Raw genomic sequence first — 23,768 nt, 5'->3', positions numbered from 1 at the left:
CTGCGTCAGCTGAACTGCTTGCCTTCGGCCACCAGCTTCCGGATCAGCGGCGCGGGCTGCCAGAAGCTCGCGTCGTCGCGCGGATTCCTGGCGAAGCGCTTCATGGCCTCCGCCACGTTGTAGAGGCCCACCTGGTTGGCATAGTGCATCGGGCCGCCGCGCCAGATCGGGAAGCCGTAGCCGGTGAGGTACACCATGTCGATGTCGCCGGACTTGGAGGCGATGCCGTCCTCGAGGATGTGCGCGCCCTCGTTGACCAGCGCGTACACCAGGCGCTGCACAATTTCCTCGTCGGAGATCTTGCGCGGGGTGATGCCCAGCTCCTTGCGGTGCTCCTCGATCATCTTGTTGACCAGCTCCGAGGGGATCGCATCGCGCTTGCCCGCCTGGTAGTCGTACCACCCTGCCCCGGTCTTCTGGCCATAGCGGCCGAGCTCGCAGAGCTTGTCGGCGGTGCGGCTGTACTTCATGTCGGGATACTCGACCGCGCGGCGCTTGCGGATGGCCCAGCCGATGTCGTTGCCGGCCAGGTCGCCCATGCGGAACGGGCCCATGGCAAAGCCGAACTTCTCGACGGCCTTGTCCACCTGCTGCGGCGTGGCGCCTTCGTCGAGCAGGAAGCCGGCCTGGCGCGAGTACTGCTCGATCATGCGGTTGCCGATGAAGCCGTCGCACACGCCCGAGACCACGGCGGTCTTCTTGATCTTCTTGGCGACGGCCATGACCGTGGCCAGCACGTCCTTGGCGGTCTCCTTGCCGCGCACCACCTCCAGCAGCTTCATCACGTTGGCCGGGCTGAAGAAGTGCATGCCGACGACGTCTTGCGGGCGCTTGGTGAAGGCGGCGATCTTGTCGACGTCGAGTGTCGAGGTGTTGGAAGCCAGGATGGCGCCGGGCTTGGCGACCCGGTCCAGCTCGCCGAACACCTTCTCCTTGACGCCCAGCTCCTCGAACACGGCCTCAATGATGAGGTCGGCGTCCTTCAGGTCGTCGTAGGCCAGGGTGGTGGACAGGAGCGCCATGCGCTGGTCGTACTTGTCGGCCTTGAGCTTGCCCTTCTTGACCTGGGCCTCGTAGTTCTTGCGGATGGTGCCGATGCCGCGGTCCAGCGCCTCCTGCTTCATCTCGAGGATCTTGACGGGGATGCCCGCATTCAGGAAGTTCATCGTGATGCCGCCGCCCATGGTGCCGGCGCCGATCACGCCCACCGACTTGATGGCGCGCTGGGGCGTGTCTTCCGGCACATCGGGAATGCGCGAAGCCGCGCGCTCGGCCATGAACAGGTGGCGCAGCGCCAGCGATTCGGGCGTGAACATCAGCGCGGTGAAGAGGCGGCGCTCCTCGGCCATGCCGTCGTCGAACTTCATCTGCGTGGCGGCCTGCACCGCATCCACGCACTTCAGCGGCGCCGGGTAGTTCTTGGACATGCCGCCGACCATGTTGCGCGCGAACTGGAAGTAGGCGTCGCCCTGCGGATGCTTGCAGGGCAGCTTGCGCACCAGCGGCAGCTCGCCGTCCTTGGCGGCCACCGACTTGGCGAACTCGACCGCCTCCTCGAACAGCGACTCGGGCGAGGCGGCCAGCTTGTCGAAGAGCTTCTGGCCGGGCAGCGAGGCGAGCAGCTCGCTCTTGACGGGCTCGCCGCTCACGATCATGTTGAGCGCGGTTTCCACGCCCAGCACGCGCGGCAGGCGCTGCGTGCCGCCGGCGCCGGGCAGGAGGCCCAGCTTGACTTCGGGCAGCGCGACGCTGGTGCCGGGCGCGGCCACGCGGTAGTGGCATCCCAGGGCCAGCTCGAGGCCGCCGCCCATGCACACCGAATGGATGGCCGCGACGATGGGCTTGGTCGACGCCTCGAGGGCGAGGATCACGCTCAGGAGATTGGGGTCCTGCAGCGCCTTGGGCGTGCCGAACTCCTTGATGTCGGCGCCGCCCGAGAAGGCCTTGCCGGCGCCGGTGATCACGATCGCCTTGACGGCCGCGTCCTCCAGCGCCTTGGACAGGCCGTCGGTGATGCCGGTGCGCGTCGAGAAACCGAGGCCATTGACCGGGGGGTTCGCCAGGGTGATCACGGCGACATCGCCGAGCACTTTGTATTCAGCCGTCATGCTGCGTTCCTTTGGGATGGGAGAGGATCGAAAAAACGGGTTGGAGGGGATGCAGCATGCACCTTGCTACGCTGCACCGCATCTAAAAAGCACGGACGTTCTTTTTTTCGGAAATTCTAGGCGTTTCCAGGAGGCCGGCAACGGCCTCCAGTCGCTGGCGAGACAAAGTCCCGCCGGAAGTCAAACCTCGAGCCACTCCTTGCGCGTCGCGGCATCGGCGCGCAGGCTGTTCGGCGTGCCGTCGAAGACGATGCTGCCGTGGCCCATGACGAGCGCGCGGTCGGAGATCGCCATCGCGATGGTCAGCTTCTGCTCGATCAGCAGCACCGAGATGCCCTTGTCCTTGAGCGTGCGCAGGTACTGCCCCACCAGCTCGACGATTTTGGGCGCCAGGCCTTCGGTGGGTTCGTCGATGATGATCAGGTCGGGGTCGCCCATCAGCGTGCGGCACAGGGTCAGCATCTGCTGCTCGCCGCCCGAGAGCACGCCGGCCTCGGTGTGCTGGCGCTCCTTGAGGCGCGGGAACATGCCGTACATGTCGTCGAAGGACCAGCGGCTGCCCTTGCCGCTGCCCTTCTGCCCGAGCAGCAGGTTCTGGTGCACGGTGAGCTTGGGGAAGATGTCGCGGTTCTCCGGCACGTAGCCGATGCCCAGGTGCGCGATCTCGTAGGCCTTGCAGCGCAGGATGTCCTGGCCCTTCCAGTGCAGGCCGCCTTCGGCATGCACCAGGCCCATGATGGCCTTGGCGGTGGTCGAGCGGCCCGAGCCGTTGCGGCCCAGCAGGGCCACGATTTCGCCGGGATTGACCCCGAAGGAAACGCCATGCAGCACATGGCTCTTGCCGTAGTAGGCGTGGATGTCTTCGAGCTTGAGCATGTTCAGTGCCCTCCTGCCTGGGCGTCGGCCACCGACGAGCCGAGATAGGCTTCCTGCACGCGCGCGTTAGCGCGCACTGCCGCCGGCTTGTCGAAGGCGATGACCTCGCCATACACCACCACCGCAATTTTGTCGGCCAGGCCGAAGACCACGCCCATGTCGTGCTCCACGGTGAGCAGGGTCTTGCCGACCGTCACCTGCTTGATCAGCGCGATGAAGTGCGCCGTCTCGGTCTTGCTCATGCCGGCGGTGGGCTCGTCGAGCAGGATCACGCTGGCGCCGCCGGCGATGGTGACGCCGATTTCCAGCGCCCGCTGCTCGGCGTAGGTAAGGTTCACCGCCTGCACGTCGCGCTTCTTTTCCAGGTGGACCTGCCGCAGCAGTTCCTCGGTACGCTCGTTGGCGTCGTCCAGGTTCGAGAGGAAGCGCAGGAAGCTGTAGCGGTAGCCCAGGCTCCACAGCACGCCGCAGCGCAGGTTCTCGAAGACGCTGAGCTTGGGAAAGATGTTGGTGATCTGGAAGCTGCGCGACAGGCCCAGGCGGTTGATCTCGTAGGGCCGGCGGCCGTCGATGCGCTGGCCGTGCAGCAGCACCTCGCCGCTGGTGGGCTCGAGGCGGCCGCTGATGAGGTTGAAGAGCGTGGACTTGCCGGCGCCGTTGGGCCCGATGATGGCGATGCGCTCGCCGGCTTCGACCGCCAGGTCCACGCCGCGGATGATCTCGGTCTTGCCGAAGTTCTTGCGCAAGGCCTTGAGTTCCAATGCGTGCGTCATGCCGTCTCCCTGCGCTTGATTTCCGCTTCGATCTCCTCCTGTGCGTGGCCCCAGGCAGTGGCGAAGCGACGGCGCGCCCATTCCACCAGCGCCAAGCCCACCATCAGCAGGACGCCGGCACCGGCCCAACTGGCCACGCTCGACGTGTCGAGCTCGACCCCCATGAAGTTGAGCTTGGGCCCAACGGCCGCATTGAGCTGGATGTGGTAGATCATCTCGACCAGGGCCGCCGCGCCGACGACCATCACGGCCCCGGCGAGGATGAGGACGCCGTACAGGCTCCACAGCGGCTTGAACTTGCCGAACTTGGCTACCCGCAGGTTCATCATGACCAGGCTCGCGATGCCGCCCGGGGCGAACATCACCATGAACAGGAATACCAGGCCCAGGTACAACAACCAGGCCTTGGTCAGCTCCGACAGCAGCACCGAGGCCAGCACCAGCAGCACGGCGCCGATGATCGGCCCGAAGAAGAAGGTCGCGCCGCCCAGGAAGGTGAACAGCAGGTAGCCGCCCGAGCGGACCGTGCTCAGGCTGTCCGACGCGTTGACGATCTCGAAGTTGATGGAAGCCAGCGCCCCGCCGATGCCGGCGAAGAAGCCGGCAATGATGAAGGCCATGTAGCGCACCCATTGCGTGTCGTAGCCGATGAACTCGACGCGCTCGGGGTTGTCGCGCACCGCGTTGAGCATGCGGCCGAGCGGCGTGCCGGTGAAGGCGAACATCAGCGCGGTGGAGACGAAGCAGTACGCCGCGATCAGGTAGTACACCTGGATCTGGGGCCCGAAGGTGAGGCCCAGGAAGGGCGTGCCGTAGACGCGGTTGGTGGTGACGCCGCCCTCCCCGCCGAAGAAGGCCGGGAACATCAGGGACATGGCCGCGACCAGCTCGCCGATGCCCAGGGTGATCATCGCGAAGGTGGTGCCGGACTTCTTGGTGGTCACGTAGCCCAGCAGGATTGCGAAGCCCGCGCCCGCGAGGCCGCCGACCAGCGGGATCGTCACCAGCGGCAGCGGCACGGCGCCCTTGGTGGCGAGGTTCATCGCATGCACCGCGATGAAGGCCCCCAGGCCCGTGTACACCGCGTGCCCGAAGCTCAGCATGCCGCCCTGCCCGAGCAGGATGTTGTAGCTCAGGCAGATGATGATGAGGTAGCCGATCTGGGACAGCATGGTCAGGGCCAGGCTGCTGCGGAAGATCAGCGGGGCAACGATCAGGCTCACGGCGAAGAGCGTCCAGATCAGCGCGCGCCCGATGTTCCAAGGCTTAAAGCGGTAGTACGCAACCCGTTGGCTTGCGCGCGCCGGTCCAGCACCCTCCGCGGGGCTGCCCACCGGCTCGAAGCCGTCGTGCGCCACGTTCTTTGTCATGTTATCCCTCCCGCTTGCCGAGGAGGCCCTTGGGCCGGAAGATCAGGATCAATACCAGCAGCAGGTACGGCAGGATCGGGGCGATCTGCGCCACGGTGAGCTGAAGCAGGTCGTAGCCCGGAGTGCTGGCCGTCACCGCGACGCCCAGCGCCTGCAGCCCGGAGGCGAGCGACTCGTCGATGGCCACGGCAAAGGTCTGCAGCACGCCGATCAGCAGGGACGCCAGGAAGGCCCCCGCCAGCGAGCCCATGCCGCCGACCACCACCACCACGAACACGATCGATCCGACCGCGCCTGCCATGGCGGGTTCGGTCACGTAGGTGTTGCCGCCGATCACGCCGGCCAGGGCAGCCAGCGCCGCGCCGCCGCCGAACACCAGCATGAACACGCGCGGCACGTTGTGGCCCAGCGCCTCCACCGTTTCCGGATGGGTCAGCGCGGCCTGGATCACCAGGCCGATGCGCGTGCGGGTCAGCAGCAGCCAGACCGACACCAGCATCAGCAGCGCGAGCAGCATGATGAAGGAGCGCGACTTGGGGAACTGCGTCCCGAACAGGGTGAACAGCGGCCCCTGCAGCTGCGGCGGCAGGCCGTAGGGCACGGTGGCGCGGCCCCACACCAGCTGCACCAGTTCCAGGATCAGGTAGGACAGCCCGAAGGTCACGAGCAGCTCGGGCACGTGGCCGAACTTGTGGACGCGCCGCAGGCTGTAGCGCTCGAACAGCGCGCCCAGCGCGCCGACCAGCAGGGGCGCCACGACCAGCGCGGGCCAGAAGCCCAGCACGCCGGAGATCGTGTAGGCGAAGTAGGCACCCAGCATGTAGAAGCTGGTGTGCGCGAAGTTGAGCACGCCCATCATGCTGAAGATCAGCGTGAGGCCCGAGCTCAGCATGAACAGCAGCAGCCCGTAGCTGAGGCCGTTCAGGAGGGAAATGGCAAAGAATTCCACGAGTTCGTCGTCGTCGTTGCAGCCGCGATGGCCAAGGCCTAAAAAAAGCGCCGGGGAGCGACTTGCATCACCCGCCGGCGTTTTGCTGGTGGAGCCTGGCTCAGGGCGCCGGACGCTTCATCTCGCACGACGTGGGCGTGCTGGCGATGTAGGGCTCGAGATACTTCACGGGCGCGAAGGTGTAGCCCGTGTTCTCCACGTTGTACTTGTACTTGGCATCGACCTTCTGCCACTTGGAGATCCAGAGACCCTGCTGGAGCTGGTGGTCGGTCTTGCGCATCTCGGTTTCGCCGTTGAAGCCCTTGAACTTCAGCCCCTCCACGGCCGCGGCGACCTTCATGGGGTCGGTGGACTTGGCCTTGGCCATCGCCTCGCCCAGCATGACGATCGCGTTGTAGATCGAGAAGGTGTAGAAGTCGTCGCCGAACTTGGTCTTGAACTCGTTCATCAGCGTGCCGAGCTCGCCGGTGTAGTTCGAGTGGTTGTAGGCGATCTGGTAGACCTCGAGGTCGCCGCCCGACGCGAGCGCCGTGGGGGTGCCGGACACGCCCGCGTAGTAGGCGTAGATCGGGATCTTCAGGCCGGAATCGTTCAGCGCCTTGATCAGCAGCGTCATGTCCTGGCCCCAGTTGCCGGTGACGATGGTGTCGGCGCCCGACTGCTTGATCTTGGCCACGTAGGGCGCGAAGTCCTTGACCTGGCCCAGGGGATGCAGGTCGTCGCCCACGATCTTGGCGTCGGGCCGGTTGCGCGCCAGGCCTTCCTTGAAGTACTTGGAGACCTGCTGGCCGTGCGAGTAGTTCTGGTTGATGAGGTAGACCTTCGAGATCTTCGGCTGGTCCTTCATGAAGGAGGTCAGCGCCGCCATCTTCATGGAGGTGTCGGCGTCGAGCCGGAAATGCGAGTAGCTGCACTTCTCGTTGGTGAGCACCGGGTCGACCGCGGCGTAGTTCAGGTAGATGATTTCCTTGCCGGGGTTGCGCTCGTTGTGCTTGGCCACGGCGTCGGCCAGCGGCACCGCCACGTTCGAGCCGTTGCCCTGCGTGACATAGCGGAAGCCCTGGTCGCTGGCCGCCTTCAGCAGGTTGAGCGCCTCCTGCGGGGAGCTCTTGCTGTCCATGCCGACGACTTCGAACTTGACGCCGGCGGGGTTCTTGGCGCCGCTGAGCTTGTCGGTGACGAGCTGCCAGCTCTTGAGCTGGTTCTGCCCCACGTTGGCGAAGGGGCCCGAGAGCCCCTCGATCATCGCGATCTTCACGGTCTCGCCCTTCTGGGCCAGAGCGCCGGTGGCGATGGCGGCGAGAATGGCCGCGCTTGCAAATCTCAATGTGCTCAGTGCGAATTTCATTTCTGTCTCCTGAATGCTGCAATGCGAGATGAGGTTACTGGTCTTTGCACCCCCGCCCGTCAGGGAATGCCCGTAAGAAGCCCGCCGCGGGGGCGCTTTCTATCACTCAGGCGACAGGCTGCACCGCGGAGGTGCTACCGGCCGGTAGGATGGCCGGGCATCAGCACTCCGGCAGCTTGTAGTCGCGCAGCTGCTCGCGCAGCCGGGTCTTGAGGATCTTGCCGGTCGCGCCCAATGGAATCGCCTCGACGAAGACCACGTCGTCGGGCACCTGCCACTTGGCCACGGTCTTGCCGCCGTAGAAGGCCAGCAGCTCCTCGCGCGTGAGCTCGGCGCCGGGCTTCTTCACCACGACCACGATCGGCCGCTCGTCCCACTTGGGGTGCGCCACGCCGATGCAGGCCGCCATCGCGACCGCCGGGTGCGCCACCGCGATGTTCTCGATGTCGATGGAGCTGATCCATTCGCCGCCGGACTTGATGACGTCCTTGCTGCGGTCTGTGATCTGCAGGAAGCCGTCGGGGTCGATGGTGGCGACGTCGCCGGTGGGGAACCAGCTGCGGCCGCGCGCATCGGGCACCAGCGGGTCGCCGCCCTCCCCCTTGAAGTACTCCTTGACCACCCAGGGGCCCTTGACCAGCAGGTCGCCGGAGGCCTTTCCGTCCCAGGGCAGGTCCTTGCCGTCGCCGTCGACGATCTTCATGTCGACGCCGTAGATGGCCCGGCCCTGCTTCAAGCGGATGGCCGTCTGCTGCTCCTGCGACTGCGAGAGGTGCTTGTTCTTCAGGGTGCAGAGCGTGCCCAGCGGCGACATCTCGGTCATGCCCCAGGCGTGCAGCACCTCCACGCCGTACTGCTGCTGGAAGGCGTTGATCATGGCCGGCGGGCAGGCCGAGCCGCCGATCACGGTCCGCTTCAGGGTGGAGAAGCGCAGGTCCTGCGCCTGCATGTGGCCCAGCATCATCTGCCAGACGGTGGGCACGCCGGCGGCGAAGGTGACGCGCTCGCTCTCGATCAGCTCGTAGACCGACTTCCCGTCCAGCGCCGGGCCGGGGAACACCAGCTTGGCGCCGGTCAGCGCGGCCGAGTAGGGAATGCCCCAGGCGTTGACGTGGAACATCGGCACCACGGGCAACACCGAGTCGCGTGCCGACACGTTCATCACATCCGGCAGCGCGGCGGCATAGGCATGCAGCAGGGTCGAGCGGTGGCTGTAGAGCGCGGCCTTGGGGTTGCCGGTCGTGCCGCTGGTGTAGCACATGCTCGAGGCCGAGTTCTCGTCGAAGCTGGGCCAGTCGTATCGGTCGGACAGGGGGCTCATCCAGGCCTCGTAGCTGACCAGGTTGGGGATGCCGCTGTCGGCCGGCAGCTTGTCGGCGTCGCACAGCGCGATCCACTTCTTGACGGTGCCGCACTTGGCATGCACGGCCTGCACCAGCGGCAGGAAGCTGAGGTCGAAGCACAGGATCTGGTCTTCGGCGTGGTTCGCGATCCAGGCGATCTGCTCGGGGTGCAGGCGCGGGTTGATGGTGTGCAGCACGCGGCCGCTGCCGCTGACGCCGTAGTACAGCTCCAGGTGGCGGTAGCCGTTCCAGGCCAGGGTCGCCACCCGGTCGCTGAAGATCAGCTGCTCCTGGTCCAGCGCGTTGGCGACCTGGCGCGCACGGGATGCGATCTGGCGCCAGCTGCTGCGGTGGATGTCGCCTTCGACCCGCCGCGAGACGATTTCCCCGTCGCCGTTGTGGCGCTCGGCGAACTCGATCAGCGACGAGATCAGCAATGGTTGGTCCTGCATCAAACCCAGCATCGGAAGGCTCCTTGAAACAACAAAATTCGAAACCCGGGGGGCCGCGGAAACGGGCCCGCCCGGCACCTGCGATTCACGCAATCTTCGGGGCATCCCACAATGACAGAAACCCGCAGAGCACTGTCGCCTCGGCGTCTGCACACCGGGTTAGTCGCAATTCCTGCATCGGCCTCGGGCGCCCATACTGCTGCGCCCCCCGGCACCGCCGGAATTCTAGGAATCGCCCGCCCGTTCCGCGTTATCGCAAGCGCGCCAAAACAGTGACTTCAGGAGCCTCCATGCCGCAGCCGACCCGCCGGGCCGGCTGCATGCTGCAACCCCCATCCCGCACCAGTTCCGCCGCCTGGCTGGAGGGTGTGCTCACGATGTTCGAGGCCGAGGGCCTGAATGTGCAGGCGCTGCTGCGCGACGCGGGCTTCGACCGCGAATCGCTGAACCGGGAGGACACGCGCTTCGCCGTCGATCAGGTCACGATGCTGTGGCAGCTCGCGGTGGCGCGAGTGGGCAAGCCAACGCTGGGCCTGAGCCGTGGGCTGGCCGCGACCTGCAGCCGGCTGGGCACCGTCGGCCATGCGATGAGCTGCACTCCCGACCTGCGCACCGGGCTGGGCACCCTCACGCGCTACATGCCCGTGATCTCCGACGCCACCGTGTTCTCGATGAGCTCCGACCCCCGCGGCAGCTGGATGTCGCTGGAACAGGGCGGCGGCAGCCTGCCGATCCCCCGGCAGCGCACCGAGTACGCGATGCTGACCGTGTTCACCCTGTGCCAGTGGCTCACTCGACGCGAACTGCGGCCGCTGGCGATGGAGTTCGTCCACCCCGCGCCGGTGGACGAGCGGCTGTACCGCGAGGCCTTCGGCTGCGAGATCCGCTTCAATGCGCGCGCCAACCGCATGTTGCTGTCGGACGCTGACATGACGGTGCCCCTTCCCACGCAGCACGCGGCACTGGCCACGATGCACACGGAACTGCTGGAGAACCAGCTCGCGCAGCTGGGCCAGACCAGCACCAGCGCTCGGGTCTGCGCCGAGATCGCGCGCCGGCTGCAGCAGGGCGAGCCACGCCGGCAGGACGTGGCGGCAGGCCTCGGCCTGGCCGAGCGCACGCTGCAGCGGCGGCTGCAGGAGGAGTCGGTGTCCTTCCAGGCCCTGCTCGACCGCACCCGGCGCGAGCTGGCGCGGCAGTACCTCGCCGAGGCGCGGCACACGCTGCACGAGGTGGCCGATCTGCTGGGCTTCGTCGACGCCAGCAACTTCTTCCGGGCGTGCAAGCGCTGGTTCGGGCTGCCGCCGGCCCAGTACCGGGCACGGCTATGGCACGACGCCGGCGGCCCCGCCGTGACGGTGCCGGGCGCGCTGCTGCTGAACTGAGCGTCAGCGGCCCCGCCCTACTCCTCCTGCGTCCACTCCACGCGCACCCCGAGGCTGCGCAGGTTCTCCACGAAGCGCGGATGCGCACGCCGGATCGGCGCCGCGTTGCGGATCTCCGAACGTCCCTCGATGCTGGCTGCGACCATGAAGAGCGCGATCGCCACGCGGATGATGTAGGGGCTCTCGACCACGGCCGGCGCCAGCGGCCCGCCGCCGAAGGTGATGAGCCTGTGCGGGTCGGACGAGAACACATGGGCGCCGAACTTCGACAGCTCGCCCGTCCAGCCCAGCGCGCCGTCGTAGACCTTGTTCCAGAACATCGCGTTGCCCTGGGCGCGCACGCCCAGCGCGATGAAGATCGGCAGGAGGTCCACCGGGAAGTAGGGCCAGGGCGCGGCCTCGACCTTGGTCAGCACGTTGGGCGTGAAGGGGGCCTGCACCTTCAGCGGGCCGCTGCGGCGGGCCTCGGACCAGCCGTCGCGATGCACGATCTGCACGCCGAACTTGGCGAAGGTGCGGTCGATCAGCGGGAACTGGCCGGGCGCGCTGTTGCGCACCTGCACCTCCCCGCCGGTGATCGCGCCCAGCGCCAGGAAGGTGGTGATCTCGTGGAAGTCCTCGTCGAAGCGGAATTCGCCGCCGGCCAGCGGCGCACCGCCATGCACGGTGAGCTTGGAGGTGCCGATGCCCTCGATGCGCGCGCCCATCATCGCCATGAAGCGGCAGAACTCCTGCACGTGGGGCTCCGAGGCCGCGTTCGTCAGCGTCGAGGTGCCGGTGGCGGCCACGGCGCAGAGCACGAAGTTCTCGGTGGTGGTGACGGAGGCGTAGTCCAGCCAGTGGTCCACGGGCCGCATGCCCTCGGCCAGGCGCACCAGCAGCGAGCCTTCGGTGCGCTCGACGCGGCCGCCGAAATGGCGGAAGACCTCGACATGCGGATCGATCTCGCGCACGCCCAGGGTGCAGCCCTTGACGTTGTCCTCCAGCCGCGCCACGCCGAAGCGGGCGAGCAGCGGCGGCACCAACATGATCGAGGAGCGCATCTCTTCCGGCAGGCGGTGGCGCGTGGCGTCGAAGGCGGTGTCGCGGTGGTGCAGGTCCAGCGTGCCGGCCTCGCGGTCGAGCCGCACCTCGCTCCCCAGGGCCTGGAAGATCTCGAGGATCTTGCGCACGTCGGTGATGTCGGGCACGCCGTGCAGCCGCAGGGGCTCGCGCGTGAGCAAGGTGGCGCAGAGCACGGGCAGCACCGCGTTCTTGTTGGCCGATGGGCTGATCCGGCCGCGCAGGGGAGCGCCGCCGTGGACGATGAGACTGGACATGGGAGGGGAAAAACTTGGGGTGTGGAGGTGCGAAGGAATCGCGAGGCCGCACTCTAACGGCTTGCGCGAGCGGAAATCTCCATATCGGCCCGATGCACACAAATGGAAACAGAAAGGCCGTGATGGCCTCTTCTTGGCCCGGAGATCGATGGGTACGGGACAATCGCCCCCATGAGCATGCTTGCAGACGAAGCGGAAGTGGTCGACCTCGGACTCGACTGGACCGCCGGTTTCTCCACCCTGGGCCCTGCCTTCTTCACCGAGCTCAGGCCCACGCCCCTGCCCGAGCCCTACTGGGTCGGGCGCAGCCCGGCCCTGGCGCGTGAGATCGGGCTGGACGAAGCGTGCCTGCATTCGCAAGACGGCCTGGCTGCCTTCACAGGCAACGTCCCGATCGTCGGCACTCGCCCGCTGGCCAGCGTCTACAGCGGCCACCAGTTCGGCGTCTGGGCCGGTCAGTTGGGCGACGGCCGCGCCATCCTGCTGGGCGAGACCGCGAGCGGCTGGGAGCTGCAGCTCAAGGGCTCGGGGCGCACGCCCTACTCGCGCATGGGCGACGGCCGGGCGGTGCTGCGATCCAGCATCCGCGAGTTCCTCTGCAGCGAGGCCATGCACGCGCTGGGCATCCCCACCACGCGCGCCCTGTGCGTGACCGGCTCCGACGCACAGGTGGTGCGCGAGGAGCTCGAAACCGCCGCCGTGGTCACGCGCGCCTCGCCCAGCTTCATCCGCTTCGGCCACTTCGAGCATTTCGCGGCCAACAATCGCGTCGATGAGCTGCGCGCGCTGGCGGACTTCACGATCGACCGCTTCTACCCGGCCTGCCGCAACAGCGAACGCTTCGGCGGCAACGCCTACGCGGCCTTCCTCGAGGCGGTGAGCGAGCGCACCGCGGCGCTGCTCGCGCAGTGGCAGGCCGTCGGCTTCTGCCACGGCGTGATGAACACCGACAACATGAGCATCCTCGGGCTCACCATCGACTACGGGCCCTTCCAGTTCCTCGACGGCTTCGACCCGCGCCACATCTGCAACCACAGCGACACGGGCGGACGCTATGCCTACAACCAGCAGCCCAACGTCGCCTACTGGAACCTGTTCTGCCTGGCCCAGGCGCTGCTGCCGCTGATCGGCGACCAGGAAGTCGCGGTGGCCGCGCTGGAGTCGTACAAGACGGTGTTCCCCGACGCCTACGCGGCGCGCATGCGGGCCAAGCTGGGCCTGCCCGGGGCCGCGCCGGACGACCGCGCGCTGATCGAAGGCGTGCTCAAGCTGCTGGCGCAGGAGAAAGTGGACTACACGATCTTCTGGCGCCGCCTCGCCGACCTGAAGGCGGGCGGCGATCCGGCCGCGGTGCGCGACCTGTTCCTCGACCATGCCGGCATCGGCGGCTGGCTCCAGGCCTTCGCGCAGCGCCACGCTCAGGTGACCGCGGCGCAGGCGGCACAATCGATGCGCGGCGCCAATCCGAAATTCGTCCTGCGGAACCACCTGGGCCAGCAGGCGATCGAATCGGCGCAGAAAAAAGACTTCTCGGGCCTGGCCACCTTGCTGAAGCTGCTCGAAACCCCATTTGAAGACCACGCCGGCCACGAGGCCTATGCCGGCTTCCCGCCCGACTGGGCTTCCACCATCGAAATCAGCTGCTCATCATGACCGCACCCGTCCATAAAACCGATGCCGAATGGAAGGCCGTCCTGGCCGAGAAAGGCGCCGAGCCCGCCGCCTTCGAAGTCACGCGCCATGCCGCCACCGAGCGCCCCTACACCGGCAAGTACGAAGCGCACTGGGAAGACGGCAGCTACCACTGCATCTGCTGCGGCGCCAAGCTCTTCGAATCGGCCACCAAGTTCGACGCCGGTTGCGGCTGGCCCAGCTTCTCGCAGGAGGCGGTGCCCGGCGCCATCAAGAACATCGTCGACCGCTCGCACGGCATGGTGCGCACCGAAAACGTCTGCGCCAACTGCGGCGCCCACCTGGGCCACGTGTTCCCCGACGGCCCGACCGAAACCGGACTGCGCTACTGCATGAACTCGGCCTCGCTCGATTTCAAAAAGCGCTGAACATGAAGTTGCTGCTCGACTTCTTCCCGATCCTGCTGTTCTTCGGCGCCTTCAAGCTCTACGACATCTACACCGCCACCGGCGTGCTGATGGCGGCCACCGTGCTGCAGATGGGCATCGCCTGGTTCAACGAGCGCCGGCTGGCGCCGATGCAGAAGGCCACCCTGGTGCTGATCCTGCTGTTCGGCTCCCTCACGCTGCTGCTGCATGACGACCGCTTCATCAAGTGGAAGCCCACGGTGCTCTACGGCGCGATGGCGCTGGCACTGGCCGTGGCGCTGTGGGGCTTCAAGAAGAACTTCCTCAAGATGCTGCTGGGCGCGCAGCTGGAGCTGCCGGCGCAGATCTGGGGGCGGCTCAACGTCGCGTGGATCGCCTACTGCGTGTTCATGGCCGCGATCAACGGCTACGTGGCGGCCTACTTCAGCACCGAGGCCTGGGTGAACTTCAAGCTCTGGGGCTATGCCTTCCCGATCGTGTTTTTGGTGGCGCAGGGGCTGTACATCTCGCCGCATCTCAAGTCGGACAAGCCTGCAGCATGAGCCTTCCGACTGCTGCCGACCTTGACGCACGCCTGCGGGCGACGCTGCAACCGACCGTGCTCGAGGTGATCGACGAGAGCGCGGCGCATGCCGGCCATGCGGGCTCCAATGCCGAGGGCTACGGCACCCATTTCCGGGTGCGCATTGCCTCTCCTCTCTTCGAGGGAAAGCCGCGCGTGGCGCGCCATCGGCTTGTGTATGATGCGCTGCAACTTTTCATCGCACAGGGCCTTCACGCCATCGCTATCGAGACGCTTTGAAGCGCTTTGTTTCCCGCCTCTCCGGGCGGCAAAAGTACCCTCCCCTTATGAAGAAACAACTCCTGCAGGCCGCAGCCGCCGTCGCCCTTCTTGCTGCCCTCCCCGCCTTCGCGCAGAACGCGGCCATCGTCAACGGCAAGCCGGTGCCCAAGGCGCGCATGGACGTGCTGGCCCAGCAACTGGCGGCCGCCGGCCGGCCGGTCACGCCGGAGATGCAGGGCCAGCTGCGTGAAGAAGTGGTCGCCCGCGAGATCTTCATGCAGGAAGCCCAGAAGCAGGGCCTGGACGCCACCGACGACTACAAGAACCAGTTGGAGCTCGCGCGCCAGGCCATCCTGATCCGCCAGCTGTTCGACAACTACCGCAAGACCAACGCGGTGTCCGACGCCGACGCACAGGCCGAGTACGACAAGTTCGTCGCGGCCAACGGCGGCAAGGAATACAAGGCCCGCCACATCCTGGTCGAGAAGGAAGACCAGGCCCAGAAGATCCTGGCCGACCTCAAGAAGGGCGCCAAGTTCGAGGACCTCGCCAAGAAGCAGAGCAAGGACCCGGGCTCCGGCGCCAACGGCGGCGACCTCGACTGGGCCGCGCCCGCGAGCTTCGTGCCCGAGTTCTCGGAAGCGATGATCAAGCTCAAGAAGGGCGAGACCACCCCCGCCCCGGTCAAGTCGCAGTTCGGCTACCACATCATCCGCGTGGACGACATCCGCCAGGCCCAGCTGCCCAAGCTGGACGAGGTCAAGCCGCAGATCGTGCAGCAGCTGCAGCAGCAGCGGCTGCAGAAGTATCAGGAAGAGCTGCGCGCCAAGGCCAAAGTCGAATAAGGCTTTTCCCTCGCCCAAGAAAAAAGCGGCCCGCGGGCCGCTTTTTTCTTGGGCTCAGCCCACCCACTTCCGCGCATTGCGCCAGATCCGCATCCACGGGCTGAGCGCACTGCAGTTCCCCGAGGTCCAGCTCATCTGGATATTGCGGAACACGCGCTCCGGATGCGGCATCAGCGCGGTGAAGCGCCCGTCGGCGGTGGTCACCGAGGTCAGGCCGCCGGCACTGCCGTTGGGGTTGAAGGGATAGCGCTCGGTCGCCTGGCCGTGGTTGTCGACGTAGCGCATCGCGGCGATGGCCTTGGCCGGGTCGCCGCGGTGCTTGAAGTTCGCGTAGCCCTCGCCGTGCGCCACCGCGATGGGCAGCCGGCTTCCGGCCATGCCGGCGAAGAACAGGCTGGGCGAGTCGAGCACCTCCACCATCGACAGCCGCGCCTCGAAGCGCTCGCTCTGGTTGGTGGTGAAGCGGGGCCAGGCCTCGGCGCCGGGGATGATGTCGGCCAGCTCGGCGAACATCTGGCAGCCGTTGCACACGCCCAGGCCGAAGGTGTCGGCGCGGCCGAAGAAGGCCTTGAACTGCTCGCTCAACTTCGGGTTGAAGGTGATGCTGCGCGCCCAGCCGATGCCGGCGCCCAGGGTGTCGCCGTAGCTGAAGCCGCCGCAGGCCACCACGCCCTTGAAGTCGGCCAGGTCCGCCCTGCCCGTCTGCAGGTCGGTCATGTGGACGTCGAAGGACTCGAAGCCGGCCTCGTGGAAGGCATAGGCCATCTCGACGTGCGAGTTGACGCCCTGCTCGCGCAGGATCGCGACCTTGGGCCGCGCGAGGTTGAGGAAAGGCGCGGCCACGTTCTCTTCGACGCCCGGCGCCAGGTGTACGTGGCGGCCCGGGTCCTGCGGCTCGCCGGCGGCGGCGTGCTCGGCGTCGGCGCAGTCGGGGTTGTCGCGCTCGCGGCAGATCTTCCAGCTCACCGCGTCCCAGACCTGGTGCAGGTCGTGCAGGCTGGCGCTGAAGACGGCCTTGGCATCGCGCCACACCTCCACCTTGGCCTTGCCGGCTTCGATGGCCGAGGCGTCGGGCCGGGTCTTGCCGACGAAATGGCTGTGGGCGCTGAGACCGTGCGCACGCAGCGTCTGCATCACCTCGTTGCGCTCGGCGGTGCGCACCTGCAGCAGCAGGCCCAGCTCTTCGTTGAAGAGCGCCTTCAGCGTGAGCTCCTCGCGCCGGGCGCTGACCTGGCCGGCCCAGTTCTTGGCGTCGCCATACTCGGCGCGGCTGTCGCTGATGCCGTCGCCCTCGGTCACCAGCAGGTCGACGTTGAGGGCGACGCCCACGTGGCCGGCAAAGGCCATCTCGCAGGCCGCGGCGAACAGGCCGCCGTCGCTGCGGTCGTGCAGCGCGAGGATCTTGCCCGCGGCGCGCAGGGCGTTGACGGCCGCCACCAGCTTGACCAGGTCCTGCGGGTCGTCGAGGTCCGGCACCACGTCGCCGCTCTGCCCCAGGGTCTGGGCCAGGATGCTGCCGGCCATGCGATGCCGGCCGCGGCCCAGGTCGATCAGGACCAGCGTGCTGTCGGGCTCGCTCGCATCCAGCTGCGGCGTGAGCGTGCCGCGCACATCGGCCAGGGTGGCAAAGGCGCTGACGATCAGACTCACGGGCGAGCTGACCTTTTTCTGCTCGCCCTGGTCCTGCCACTGGGTGCGCATGGACAGCGAATCCTTGCCGACGGGAATCGAGATGCCGAGCGCCGGGCAGAGCGCCAGGCCCACGGCCTTTACCGTCTCGTACAGCGCGGCGTCCTCGCCCGGCTCGCCGCAGGCCGCCATCCAGTTGGCCGACAGCTTGACGCGCGAGAGCTCGATGGGCGCGGCCAGCAGGTTGGTGATGGCCTCCGCCACCGCCATGCGGCCGGAGGCCGGCGCGTCGAGGGCGGCGAGCGGGGTGCGCTCGCCCATGCTCATTGCCTCGCCGGCGAAGCCGGTGTAGTCGGCCAGGGTGACGGCGCAGTCGGCCACCGGCACTTGCCAGGGGCCGACCATCTGGTCGCGATGGCTCAGGCCGCCGACGGTCCGGTCGCCGATGGTGACGAGGAAGCGCTTGGAGGCGACGGTGGGGTGGGAGAGGACGTCGATGGCGGCCTTCTGCAGGTCGACGCCGGTGAGGTCGAGGGGCTTGAACCGGCGGGCGATGGACTGCACGTCGCGCAGCATCTTCGGGGGCTTGCCCAGGAGGACGTCCATGGGCATGTCGACCGGCTGGCGCTTGGTGCCCTCATCGGCCACCAGCAGCTGCCGCTCTTCCGTCGCCACGCCCACCACGGCAAACGGACACCGCTCGCGCTCGCAGAAAGCCTTGAACAGTTCCAGCGACTCCGGCGCGATCGCCAGCACATAGCGCTCCTGGCTCTCGTTGCACCAGATCTCCTTGGGCGCCAGGCCCGACTCCTCCAGCGGCACGGCGCGCAGGTCGAAGCGCGCGCCGCGGCCGGCGTCGTTGCTGAGCTCGGGGAAAGCATTGCTCAAGCCGCCCGCGCCGACGTCGTGGATCGCCAAGATCGGGTTGGCCTCGCCCTGCTGCCAGCAATGGTTGATGACCTCCTGCGCGCGCCGCTCGATCTCGGGGTTGCCGCGCTGCACCGAGTCGAAATCCAGCTCGGCCGCGTTGGCGCCGGTGGCCATCGAGCTCGCCGCGCTTCCGCCCATGCCGATGCGCATGCCGGGGCCGCCCAGCTGGATCAAGAGCGAGCCCGCCGGGAATCGGATCTTCTTCGTCTGCCCCGCATCGATGCTGCCCAGGCCGCCCGCGATCATGATGGGCTTGTGGTAGCCGCACTGCAGCGTGTCGCGGTCGCTGGAAATCGCCTGCTCGTACTCGCGGAAGTAGCCCAGCAGGTTGGGCCGGCCGAACTCGTTGTTGAAGGCGGCGCCGCCCAGCGGGCCCTCGGTCATGATCTGCAGCGGACTGGCGATGTGCTCGGGCTTGCCGTAGCTGCCTTCGGCGGGCCAGAGCTTCGACACCGTGAAGCCGGTCAGCCCCGCCTTGGGCTTGGAGCCGCGGCCGGTGGCGCCCTCGTCGCGGATCTCGCCGCCGGCGCCGGTCGAAGCGCCCGGGAAGGGCGAGATCGCGGTCGGGTGGTTGTGCGTCTCGACCTTCATCAGCACGTGGTTCAGCGCGTCCTGCTTGTCGTAGCGGCCGGCGGCCGAGGCGGCGACGAAGCGCTCGACCTGCGAGCCCTCCATGATCGAGGCGTTGTCGGCGTAAGCCACCACCGTGTGCTGTGGGTTCTGGCGCTCGGTGTGCCGGATCATCGAGAACAGGCTCTGCGGCTGCGCCTCGCCGTCGATCACGAAATCGGCGTTGAAGATCTTGTGGCGGCAGTGCTCGCTGTTGGCCTGCGCGAACATCATCAGCTCGACGTCGCTGGGGTTGCGGCCGAGCCGGGTGAAGGCGTCGACCAGGTAGTCGATCTCGTCCTGCGCCAGCGCCAGGCCGAAGCGCGTGTTGGCCTCGACCAGCGCGGCACGCCCGCCGGCCAGCACGTCGACCTGCGCCATCGGCTGGCCCGGCAGCTCGGCGAACAGCGCCGCCGCCTGCTCCACGCCGGGGAGCACCGATTCGGTCATGCGGTCATGCAGCAGCGCGCCCAGGGCGGCCAGCCGGTCGACGTCGAGCACGGGGGCCTTGCCCAGCAGCGGCGCCTTCAGCACCAGGTGGTACTGCGTGACGCGCTCGATCCGGCGCAGCGCCAGCCCGCAGTTGTGGGCGATGTCGGTGGCCTTGGAGGCCCAGGGCGAGACCGTGCCCAGACGCGGCGTGACGACCAGCGTGGGCCCGGCCTTGGCGGGCGCATCGAAGGGCTCGCCGTAGCCCAGCAGGGCGGCGAAGCGCTCGCGCTCGGCGCCTTCCAGCGCGTGGTCGGTCGCGACCAGGTGCACGAAGCGGGCCGAGAGGCCTTCGATGCGCGGCTCGATGGCCTGCAGCCGGGGCAGCAGCTGCCGGGCCCGGAACCCGCTGAGCGCGCTGCCGCCCTCGAAGAAGGTCACCACGGGGGCGACGGGATGGGAAGGCGCATTCAGGGGCAAGGTCACGATCGGGGTGGGCCGGCGGGCCGCGTTGGAAACCAGGGGAATGTAGGCGGCGGCCGCTGACTGGGGCCATCCGCGCCAAGCCCGCAATTTTAACGGGCCGAATGGGATAATTCGGGCCCATGAGCATCACCTACAAAGACGCCGAGGGCGTGGCCGGCATGCGCATTGCATGCCGCCTCGCTTCCGAGGTGCTGGATTACCTGACCCCGCACGTCAAGCCCGGCGTGACCACCAACGAGATCGACAAGCTCGCGCACGACTACATCACGCAGGTGCAGGGCGGCATTCCCGCCCCCCTCAACTACATGGGCGCCTCCAGCGTGCCCTACCCCAAGTCCATCTGCACCTCGGTCAACCACGTGGTGTGCCATGGCATCCCGAACGACAAGCCGCTCAAGAAGGGCGACATCGTCAACCTCGACGTCACGGTCATCAAGGACGGCTGGCATGGCGACACCAGCCGCATGTTCGTCGTCGGCGACGCCTCGATCGCGGCCAAGCGCCTGTGCGCCTTCACCTACGAGGCCATGTGGCACGGCATCGTCAAGGTGAAGCCGGGCGTGCACCTGGGCGACATCGGCTTCGCCATCCAGCGCTTCGCCGAGAGCAACGGCTTCTCGGTGGTGCGCGAGTTCTGCGGCCACGGCATCGGCCGCGGCTTCCACGAGGAGCCGCAGGTGCTGCACTACGGCAAGCCCGGCACGCTGGACGAGCTCAAGCCCGGCATGACCTTCACCATCGAGCCGATGATCAACGCCGGCAAGCGCGACATCAAGGAAGACGCCCGGGGCGGCCAGTACGACGGCTGGACCATCGTCACGCGCGACCACTCGCTGTCGGCCCAGTGGGAGCACACGGTGCTGGTGACCGAGACCGGCTACGAGGTGCTCACGCTCTCGGCCGGCAGCCCGCCGCCGCCCGCCTTCGCCACTACTTCGGCTTGATGCCGCCCGCCGGCCTTCGAGAGGCTGCCATGGTGGACATCCCTTCGCTACGCGACGCCTACCGCACGCACAAGCAGGCGCTGTACGACCAGGCGCGCAGCGCGCGCGCCCCCACGCGCAGCGTCCACACCGTGCTGCGCCAGCTCGCCGCCCTGGCCGACGAGGCGCTCAATGCGCTGTGGGCCGACGCCGGCTTCGGCAACCGGCTGGCGCTGGTCGCGGTCGGCGGCTTCGGGCGCGGCGAGCTGTTCCCTTTTTCCGACGTCGACGTGCTGCTGCTGCTGCCGCAGGACCATGCGACCGATGTCGACCCGTCACGCATCGAGGCCTTCATCGGCCATTGCTGGGACGTGGGCCTCGAGATCGGCTCCAGCGTGCGCACGGTGGACGAATGCCTGGCCGAAGCCGCCAAGGACGTCACGGTCCAGACCTCGCTGCTCGAATCCCGCCTGGTCGCCGGCGACAAGAAGCTCTACGCGGCCTTCCGCAAGAGCTTCCTCGCCGACATCGACCCGCACGCCTTCTTCGCCGCCAAGACGCAGGAGATGCGGCACCGGCACCAGAAGTACGAGAACACGCCCTACGCGCTGGAGCCCAACTGCAAGGAATCGCCCGGCGGGCTGCGCGACCTGCAGATCATCCTCTGGGTGGCCAAGGCGGGGGGCTTCGGCAGGCGCTGGGACGACCTGGCGAAGAACGGCCTGGCCACCGCCTTCGAGGTGCAGCAGATCAAGCGCAACGAGGCCTTGCTCAGCCTGATCCGCGCCCGCCTGCACCTGATCGCCAACCGGCGCGAGGACCGCCTGGTGTTCGACCTGCAGACGGCCGTGGCGGCCACCTTCGGCTATGTCGGCGAGTCGCAGCGAAAGTCGAGCGAGGCGCTGATGCGCCGCTACTACTGGGCGGCCAAGGCGGTGACGCAGCTCAACCAGATCCTGCTGCTCAACATCGCCGACCGGCTCAATCCGCAGGAGGAGCAGGCCACCCGCATCAACGACCGCTTCTTCGAGAAGGGCGGCCTGATCGAGGTCGCGAGCGACGACCTGTACCTCAAGGACCCGCACGCCATCCTCGAAACCTTTTTGCTCTTCCAGAAGACCATCGGCGTCAACGGCCTGTCGGCGCGCACGCTGCGCGCGCTCTACAACGCCCGCCACGTGATGGACAGCAAGTTCCGCAACGACCGCGTGAACCACGCGACCTTCATGCGCATCCTGCTGGAGCCGCGCGGCATCACGCACGCCTTCAGGCTGATGAACCAGACCTCGGTGCTGGGCCGCTACCTGCGGGTGTTCCGCAGCATCGTCGGGCAGATGCAGCACGACCTGTTCCACGTCTACACGGTCGACCAGCACATCCTGATGGTGCTGCGCAACGTGCGGCGCTTCTTCATCGTCGAGCATGCGCACGAATACCCCTTCTGCTCGCAGCTCGCGGGCGGCTGGGACAAGCCCTGGATCCTCTACGTCGCGGCGCTGTTCCACGACATCGCCAAGGGCCGCGGCGGCGACCATTCGGAGCTGGGCTCGCGCGACGTGCGGCGCTTCTGCCGCCAGCACGAGATCCCGCGCGAGGACGCGCGGCTGATCGAGTTCCTGGTGTCCGAGCACCTGGTGATGAGCCAGGTCGCGCAGAAGCAGGACCTGAGCGACCCGGAGGTGATCGCCCGTTTCGCGCAGCGCGTGGGCAACGAGCGCTACCTGACGGCGCTCTACCTGCTCACCATCGCCGACATCCGCGGCACCTCCCCGCGCGTGTGGAACGCCTGGAAGGGCAAGCTGCTCGAAGACCTCTACCGCTCGACGCTGCGCGCCCTGGGCGGCCGCATGCCCGACCCCGGCGCCGAGGTGGAGGCGCGCAAGCGCGAGGCGCTGGTGCAGCTGGCGCTGCATGCGCAGCCCTTCGAGGCCCACAAGGCGCTGTGGGAGACGCTCGACGTCGGCTACTTCATGCGCCACGACGCCTCCGAGATCGCCTGGCACACCAAGCAGCTGTCGCGGCACGTGCCGCCGAGGAACGTGCCGATCGACCCGCTTGCGCCGGCCATGGTGCGTGCCCGGCTCTCGCCGGTGGGCGAAGGACTGCAGGTGGTGGTCTACACGCCCGACCAGCCCGACCTGTTTGCGCGCATCTGCGGCTACTTCGACCAGTCCTCCTTCAGCATCCTCGACGCCAAGGTGCACACCACCACCAACGGCTATGCGCTGGACACTTTCCAGGTCGTCACCACCTTCATCCCCGAGCACTACCGCGACCTGATCAGCATGGTCGAGACCGGCCTCGCCAAGACGCTGGACGAGGCCGGCCCCCTGCCCTCGCCCAGCAAGGGCCGGGTGTCGCGCCGGGTGCGCAGCTTCCCGATCAAGCCGCGGGTCAGCCTCCTGCCCGACGAGAAGGCGCAGCGCTGGCTGCTCAACATCTCGGCCAGCGACCGCGTGGGCCTGCTGTACTCGGTGGCGCGCGTGCTCGCGCGCCATCACCTGAACCTGCAGCTCGCCAAGATCACGACCCTGGGCGAGCGCGTGGACGACACCTTCCTGATCAGCGGGCCCGAGTTGCAGGGCCAGCGCACGCAGGCGGCGATCGAGACCGAGCTGCTCGAAGCGCTGGCGGCCTGAGCGGCCTGGGAGTCTCCCCAGGCCGTCAGAGGACGGTCAGGAAGACGCGCGCGGAATCGACCACAATCGCCCCTGTTTTTTTAACAACAGAAAGGCTTTCGAACATGATCCGTTCCGACGACACCGGCAAACTCATCCTCCGCTTGGCCCTGGGCATCCTGATGCTGCTGCATGGCATCGCCAAGATCAACGGCGGCGTGGGCTTCGCGGCCAGCATGCTGACTGCGCATGGCCTGCCGGGCGCCCTGGCTTACCTGGTCTATGTCGGCGAGATCGTCGCGCCGGTGCTGCTGATCATCGGCCTCTACACGCGGCCGGCCGCATGGATCGTGGTCATCAATATGCTGGTCGCGATCTGGCTGGTGCACATGAAGCAGATCGGTATGCTCAACAAGCAGGGCGGCTGGGAGCTGGAGCTGCAGGGCCTGTTCCTCTTCAGCGCGCTGGCCGTGGCCTTCATGGGTGCCGGCCGCTTCAGCGTCGGCGGCACGGGCGGCCGCTACAACTGATC

18 protein-coding genes are annotated in these 23,768 nt (G+C 67.6%); 9 read left to right on the top strand and 9 right to left on the bottom strand.

The window, feature by feature from the left end; all coding sequences use genetic code 11:
• Positions 1-5: 5 nt before the first annotated feature.
• The 7 genes from GXN78_RS27000 to GXN78_RS26970 form a co-directional block, all read right to left on the bottom strand.
• Positions 6-2,108, bottom strand: coding sequence for a 3-hydroxyacyl-CoA dehydrogenase NAD-binding domain-containing protein (locus tag GXN78_RS27000; protein ID WP_106558137.1), 2,103 nt, complete (start codon positions 2,106-2,108; stop codon positions 6-8).
• A 180-nt stretch (positions 2,109-2,288) separates the two neighbouring features.
• Positions 2,289-2,984: an ABC transporter ATP-binding protein gene (locus GXN78_RS26995; RefSeq protein WP_106558136.1), complete on the bottom strand. Its 696-nt coding sequence runs from the start codon at positions 2,982-2,984 to the stop codon at positions 2,289-2,291.
• A gap of 2 nt (positions 2,985-2,986) precedes the next feature.
• Complete coding sequence (locus tag GXN78_RS26990) at positions 2,987-3,757, bottom strand: ABC transporter ATP-binding protein (protein WP_106558135.1); 771 nt, start codon at positions 3,755-3,757, stop codon at positions 2,987-2,989.
• Positions 3,754-5,127 (bottom strand): branched-chain amino acid ABC transporter permease, encoded by a 1,374-nt coding sequence (locus GXN78_RS26985; protein WP_106558134.1) that lies wholly within the window; start codon positions 5,125-5,127, stop codon positions 3,754-3,756. The genes GXN78_RS26990 and GXN78_RS26985 overlap by 4 nt, the downstream gene beginning before the upstream one ends.
• A gap of 1 nt (position 5,128) precedes the next feature.
• Positions 5,129-6,076 (bottom strand): branched-chain amino acid ABC transporter permease, encoded by a 948-nt coding sequence (locus tag GXN78_RS26980; protein WP_106558133.1) that lies wholly within the window; start codon positions 6,074-6,076, stop codon positions 5,129-5,131.
• A 100-nt stretch (positions 6,077-6,176) separates the two neighbouring features.
• The gene (locus GXN78_RS26975; RefSeq protein WP_106558132.1) at positions 6,177-7,424 is read right to left on the bottom strand and encodes a branched-chain amino acid ABC transporter substrate-binding protein; all 1,248 of its coding nucleotides are present in this window, start codon (positions 7,422-7,424) and stop codon (positions 6,177-6,179) included.
• Positions 7,425-7,584: 160 nt separating this feature from the next.
• Positions 7,585-9,231 (bottom strand): 3-(methylthio)propionyl-CoA ligase, encoded by a 1,647-nt coding sequence (locus GXN78_RS26970; protein WP_106558131.1) that lies wholly within the window; start codon positions 9,229-9,231, stop codon positions 7,585-7,587.
• A 278-nt stretch (positions 9,232-9,509) separates the two neighbouring features.
• On the opposite strand from GXN78_RS26970, the gene GXN78_RS26965 reads away from it, so the two are divergent.
• Positions 9,510-10,604 (top strand): AraC family transcriptional regulator, encoded by a 1,095-nt coding sequence (locus tag GXN78_RS26965; protein WP_106558130.1) that lies wholly within the window; start codon positions 9,510-9,512, stop codon positions 10,602-10,604.
• Positions 10,605-10,621: 17 nt separating this feature from the next.
• Here the strand turns inward: GXN78_RS26965 and GXN78_RS26960 are convergent, their stop codons facing one another.
• Positions 10,622-11,923: a UDP-N-acetylglucosamine 1-carboxyvinyltransferase gene (locus GXN78_RS26960; RefSeq protein ID WP_106558129.1), complete on the bottom strand. Its 1,302-nt coding sequence runs from the start codon at positions 11,921-11,923 to the stop codon at positions 10,622-10,624.
• 171 nt (positions 11,924-12,094) lie between these two features.
• On the opposite strand from GXN78_RS26960, the gene GXN78_RS26955 reads away from it, so the two are divergent.
• Genes GXN78_RS26955 through GXN78_RS26935 form a run of 5 tightly spaced genes read left to right on the top strand, consistent with a single transcriptional unit; the run spans position 12,095 to position 15,612 of the window.
• Positions 12,095-13,576 (top strand): YdiU family protein, encoded by a 1,482-nt coding sequence (locus GXN78_RS26955; protein ID WP_106558128.1) that lies wholly within the window; start codon positions 12,095-12,097, stop codon positions 13,574-13,576.
• Positions 13,573-13,983, top strand: coding sequence for a peptide-methionine (R)-S-oxide reductase MsrB (gene msrB / locus GXN78_RS26950; protein ID WP_106558127.1), 411 nt, complete (start codon positions 13,573-13,575; stop codon positions 13,981-13,983). Before GXN78_RS26955 ends, msrB begins: the two co-directional genes overlap by 4 nt.
• 2 nt (positions 13,984-13,985) lie before the next feature.
• Positions 13,986-14,525 (top strand): septation protein A, encoded by a 540-nt coding sequence (locus GXN78_RS26945; protein WP_106558126.1) that lies wholly within the window; start codon positions 13,986-13,988, stop codon positions 14,523-14,525.
• A complete protein-coding gene (locus GXN78_RS26940) occupies positions 14,522-14,785 on the top strand; it encodes a BolA family protein (RefSeq protein WP_106558125.1) in 264 nt (87 codons plus the stop codon). The genes GXN78_RS26945 and GXN78_RS26940 overlap by 4 nt, the downstream gene beginning before the upstream one ends.
• 47 nt (positions 14,786-14,832) lie before the next feature.
• On the top strand, positions 14,833-15,612 hold the full coding sequence (locus tag GXN78_RS26935) for a peptidylprolyl isomerase (protein ID WP_106558124.1): 780 nt from the start codon (positions 14,833-14,835) through the stop codon (positions 15,610-15,612).
• A 54-nt stretch (positions 15,613-15,666) separates the two neighbouring features.
• Here GXN78_RS26935 and purL read toward each other — a convergent pair whose 3' ends face one another.
• Positions 15,667-19,695 (bottom strand): phosphoribosylformylglycinamidine synthase, encoded by a 4,029-nt coding sequence (purL, locus tag GXN78_RS26930; RefSeq protein ID WP_239142940.1) that lies wholly within the window; start codon positions 19,693-19,695, stop codon positions 15,667-15,669.
• Between the two features lie 119 nt (positions 19,696-19,814).
• Here purL and map point away from each other — a divergent pair, with 119 nt between their 5' ends.
• The 3 genes from map (at position 19,815) to GXN78_RS26915 (ending at position 23,766) form a co-directional block, all read left to right on the top strand.
• Positions 19,815-20,639 carry a type I methionyl aminopeptidase gene (gene map, locus GXN78_RS26925; protein WP_106558122.1) on the top strand — a complete coding sequence of 275 codons (825 nt, stop codon included), beginning with the start codon at positions 19,815-19,817 and terminating at the stop codon, positions 20,637-20,639.
• A gap of 29 nt (positions 20,640-20,668) precedes the next feature.
• Positions 20,669-23,257 (top strand): [protein-PII] uridylyltransferase, encoded by a 2,589-nt coding sequence (locus GXN78_RS26920; protein ID WP_181360595.1) that lies wholly within the window; start codon positions 20,669-20,671, stop codon positions 23,255-23,257.
• Positions 23,258-23,361: 104 nt separating this feature from the next.
• Complete coding sequence (locus GXN78_RS26915; RefSeq protein ID WP_106558121.1) at positions 23,362-23,766, top strand: DoxX family protein; 405 nt, start codon at positions 23,362-23,364, stop codon at positions 23,764-23,766.
• Positions 23,767-23,768: the final 2 nt, after the last annotated feature.

This window comes from Variovorax sp. WS11 (assembly GCF_010499245.1).
In the GTDB taxonomy this organism is placed as follows: domain Bacteria; phylum Pseudomonadota; class Gammaproteobacteria; order Burkholderiales; family Burkholderiaceae_C; genus Variovorax.
The sequence above is the reverse complement of the archived record's forward strand: the minus strand, read 5'-3'. Positions and strand labels throughout refer to the sequence as shown.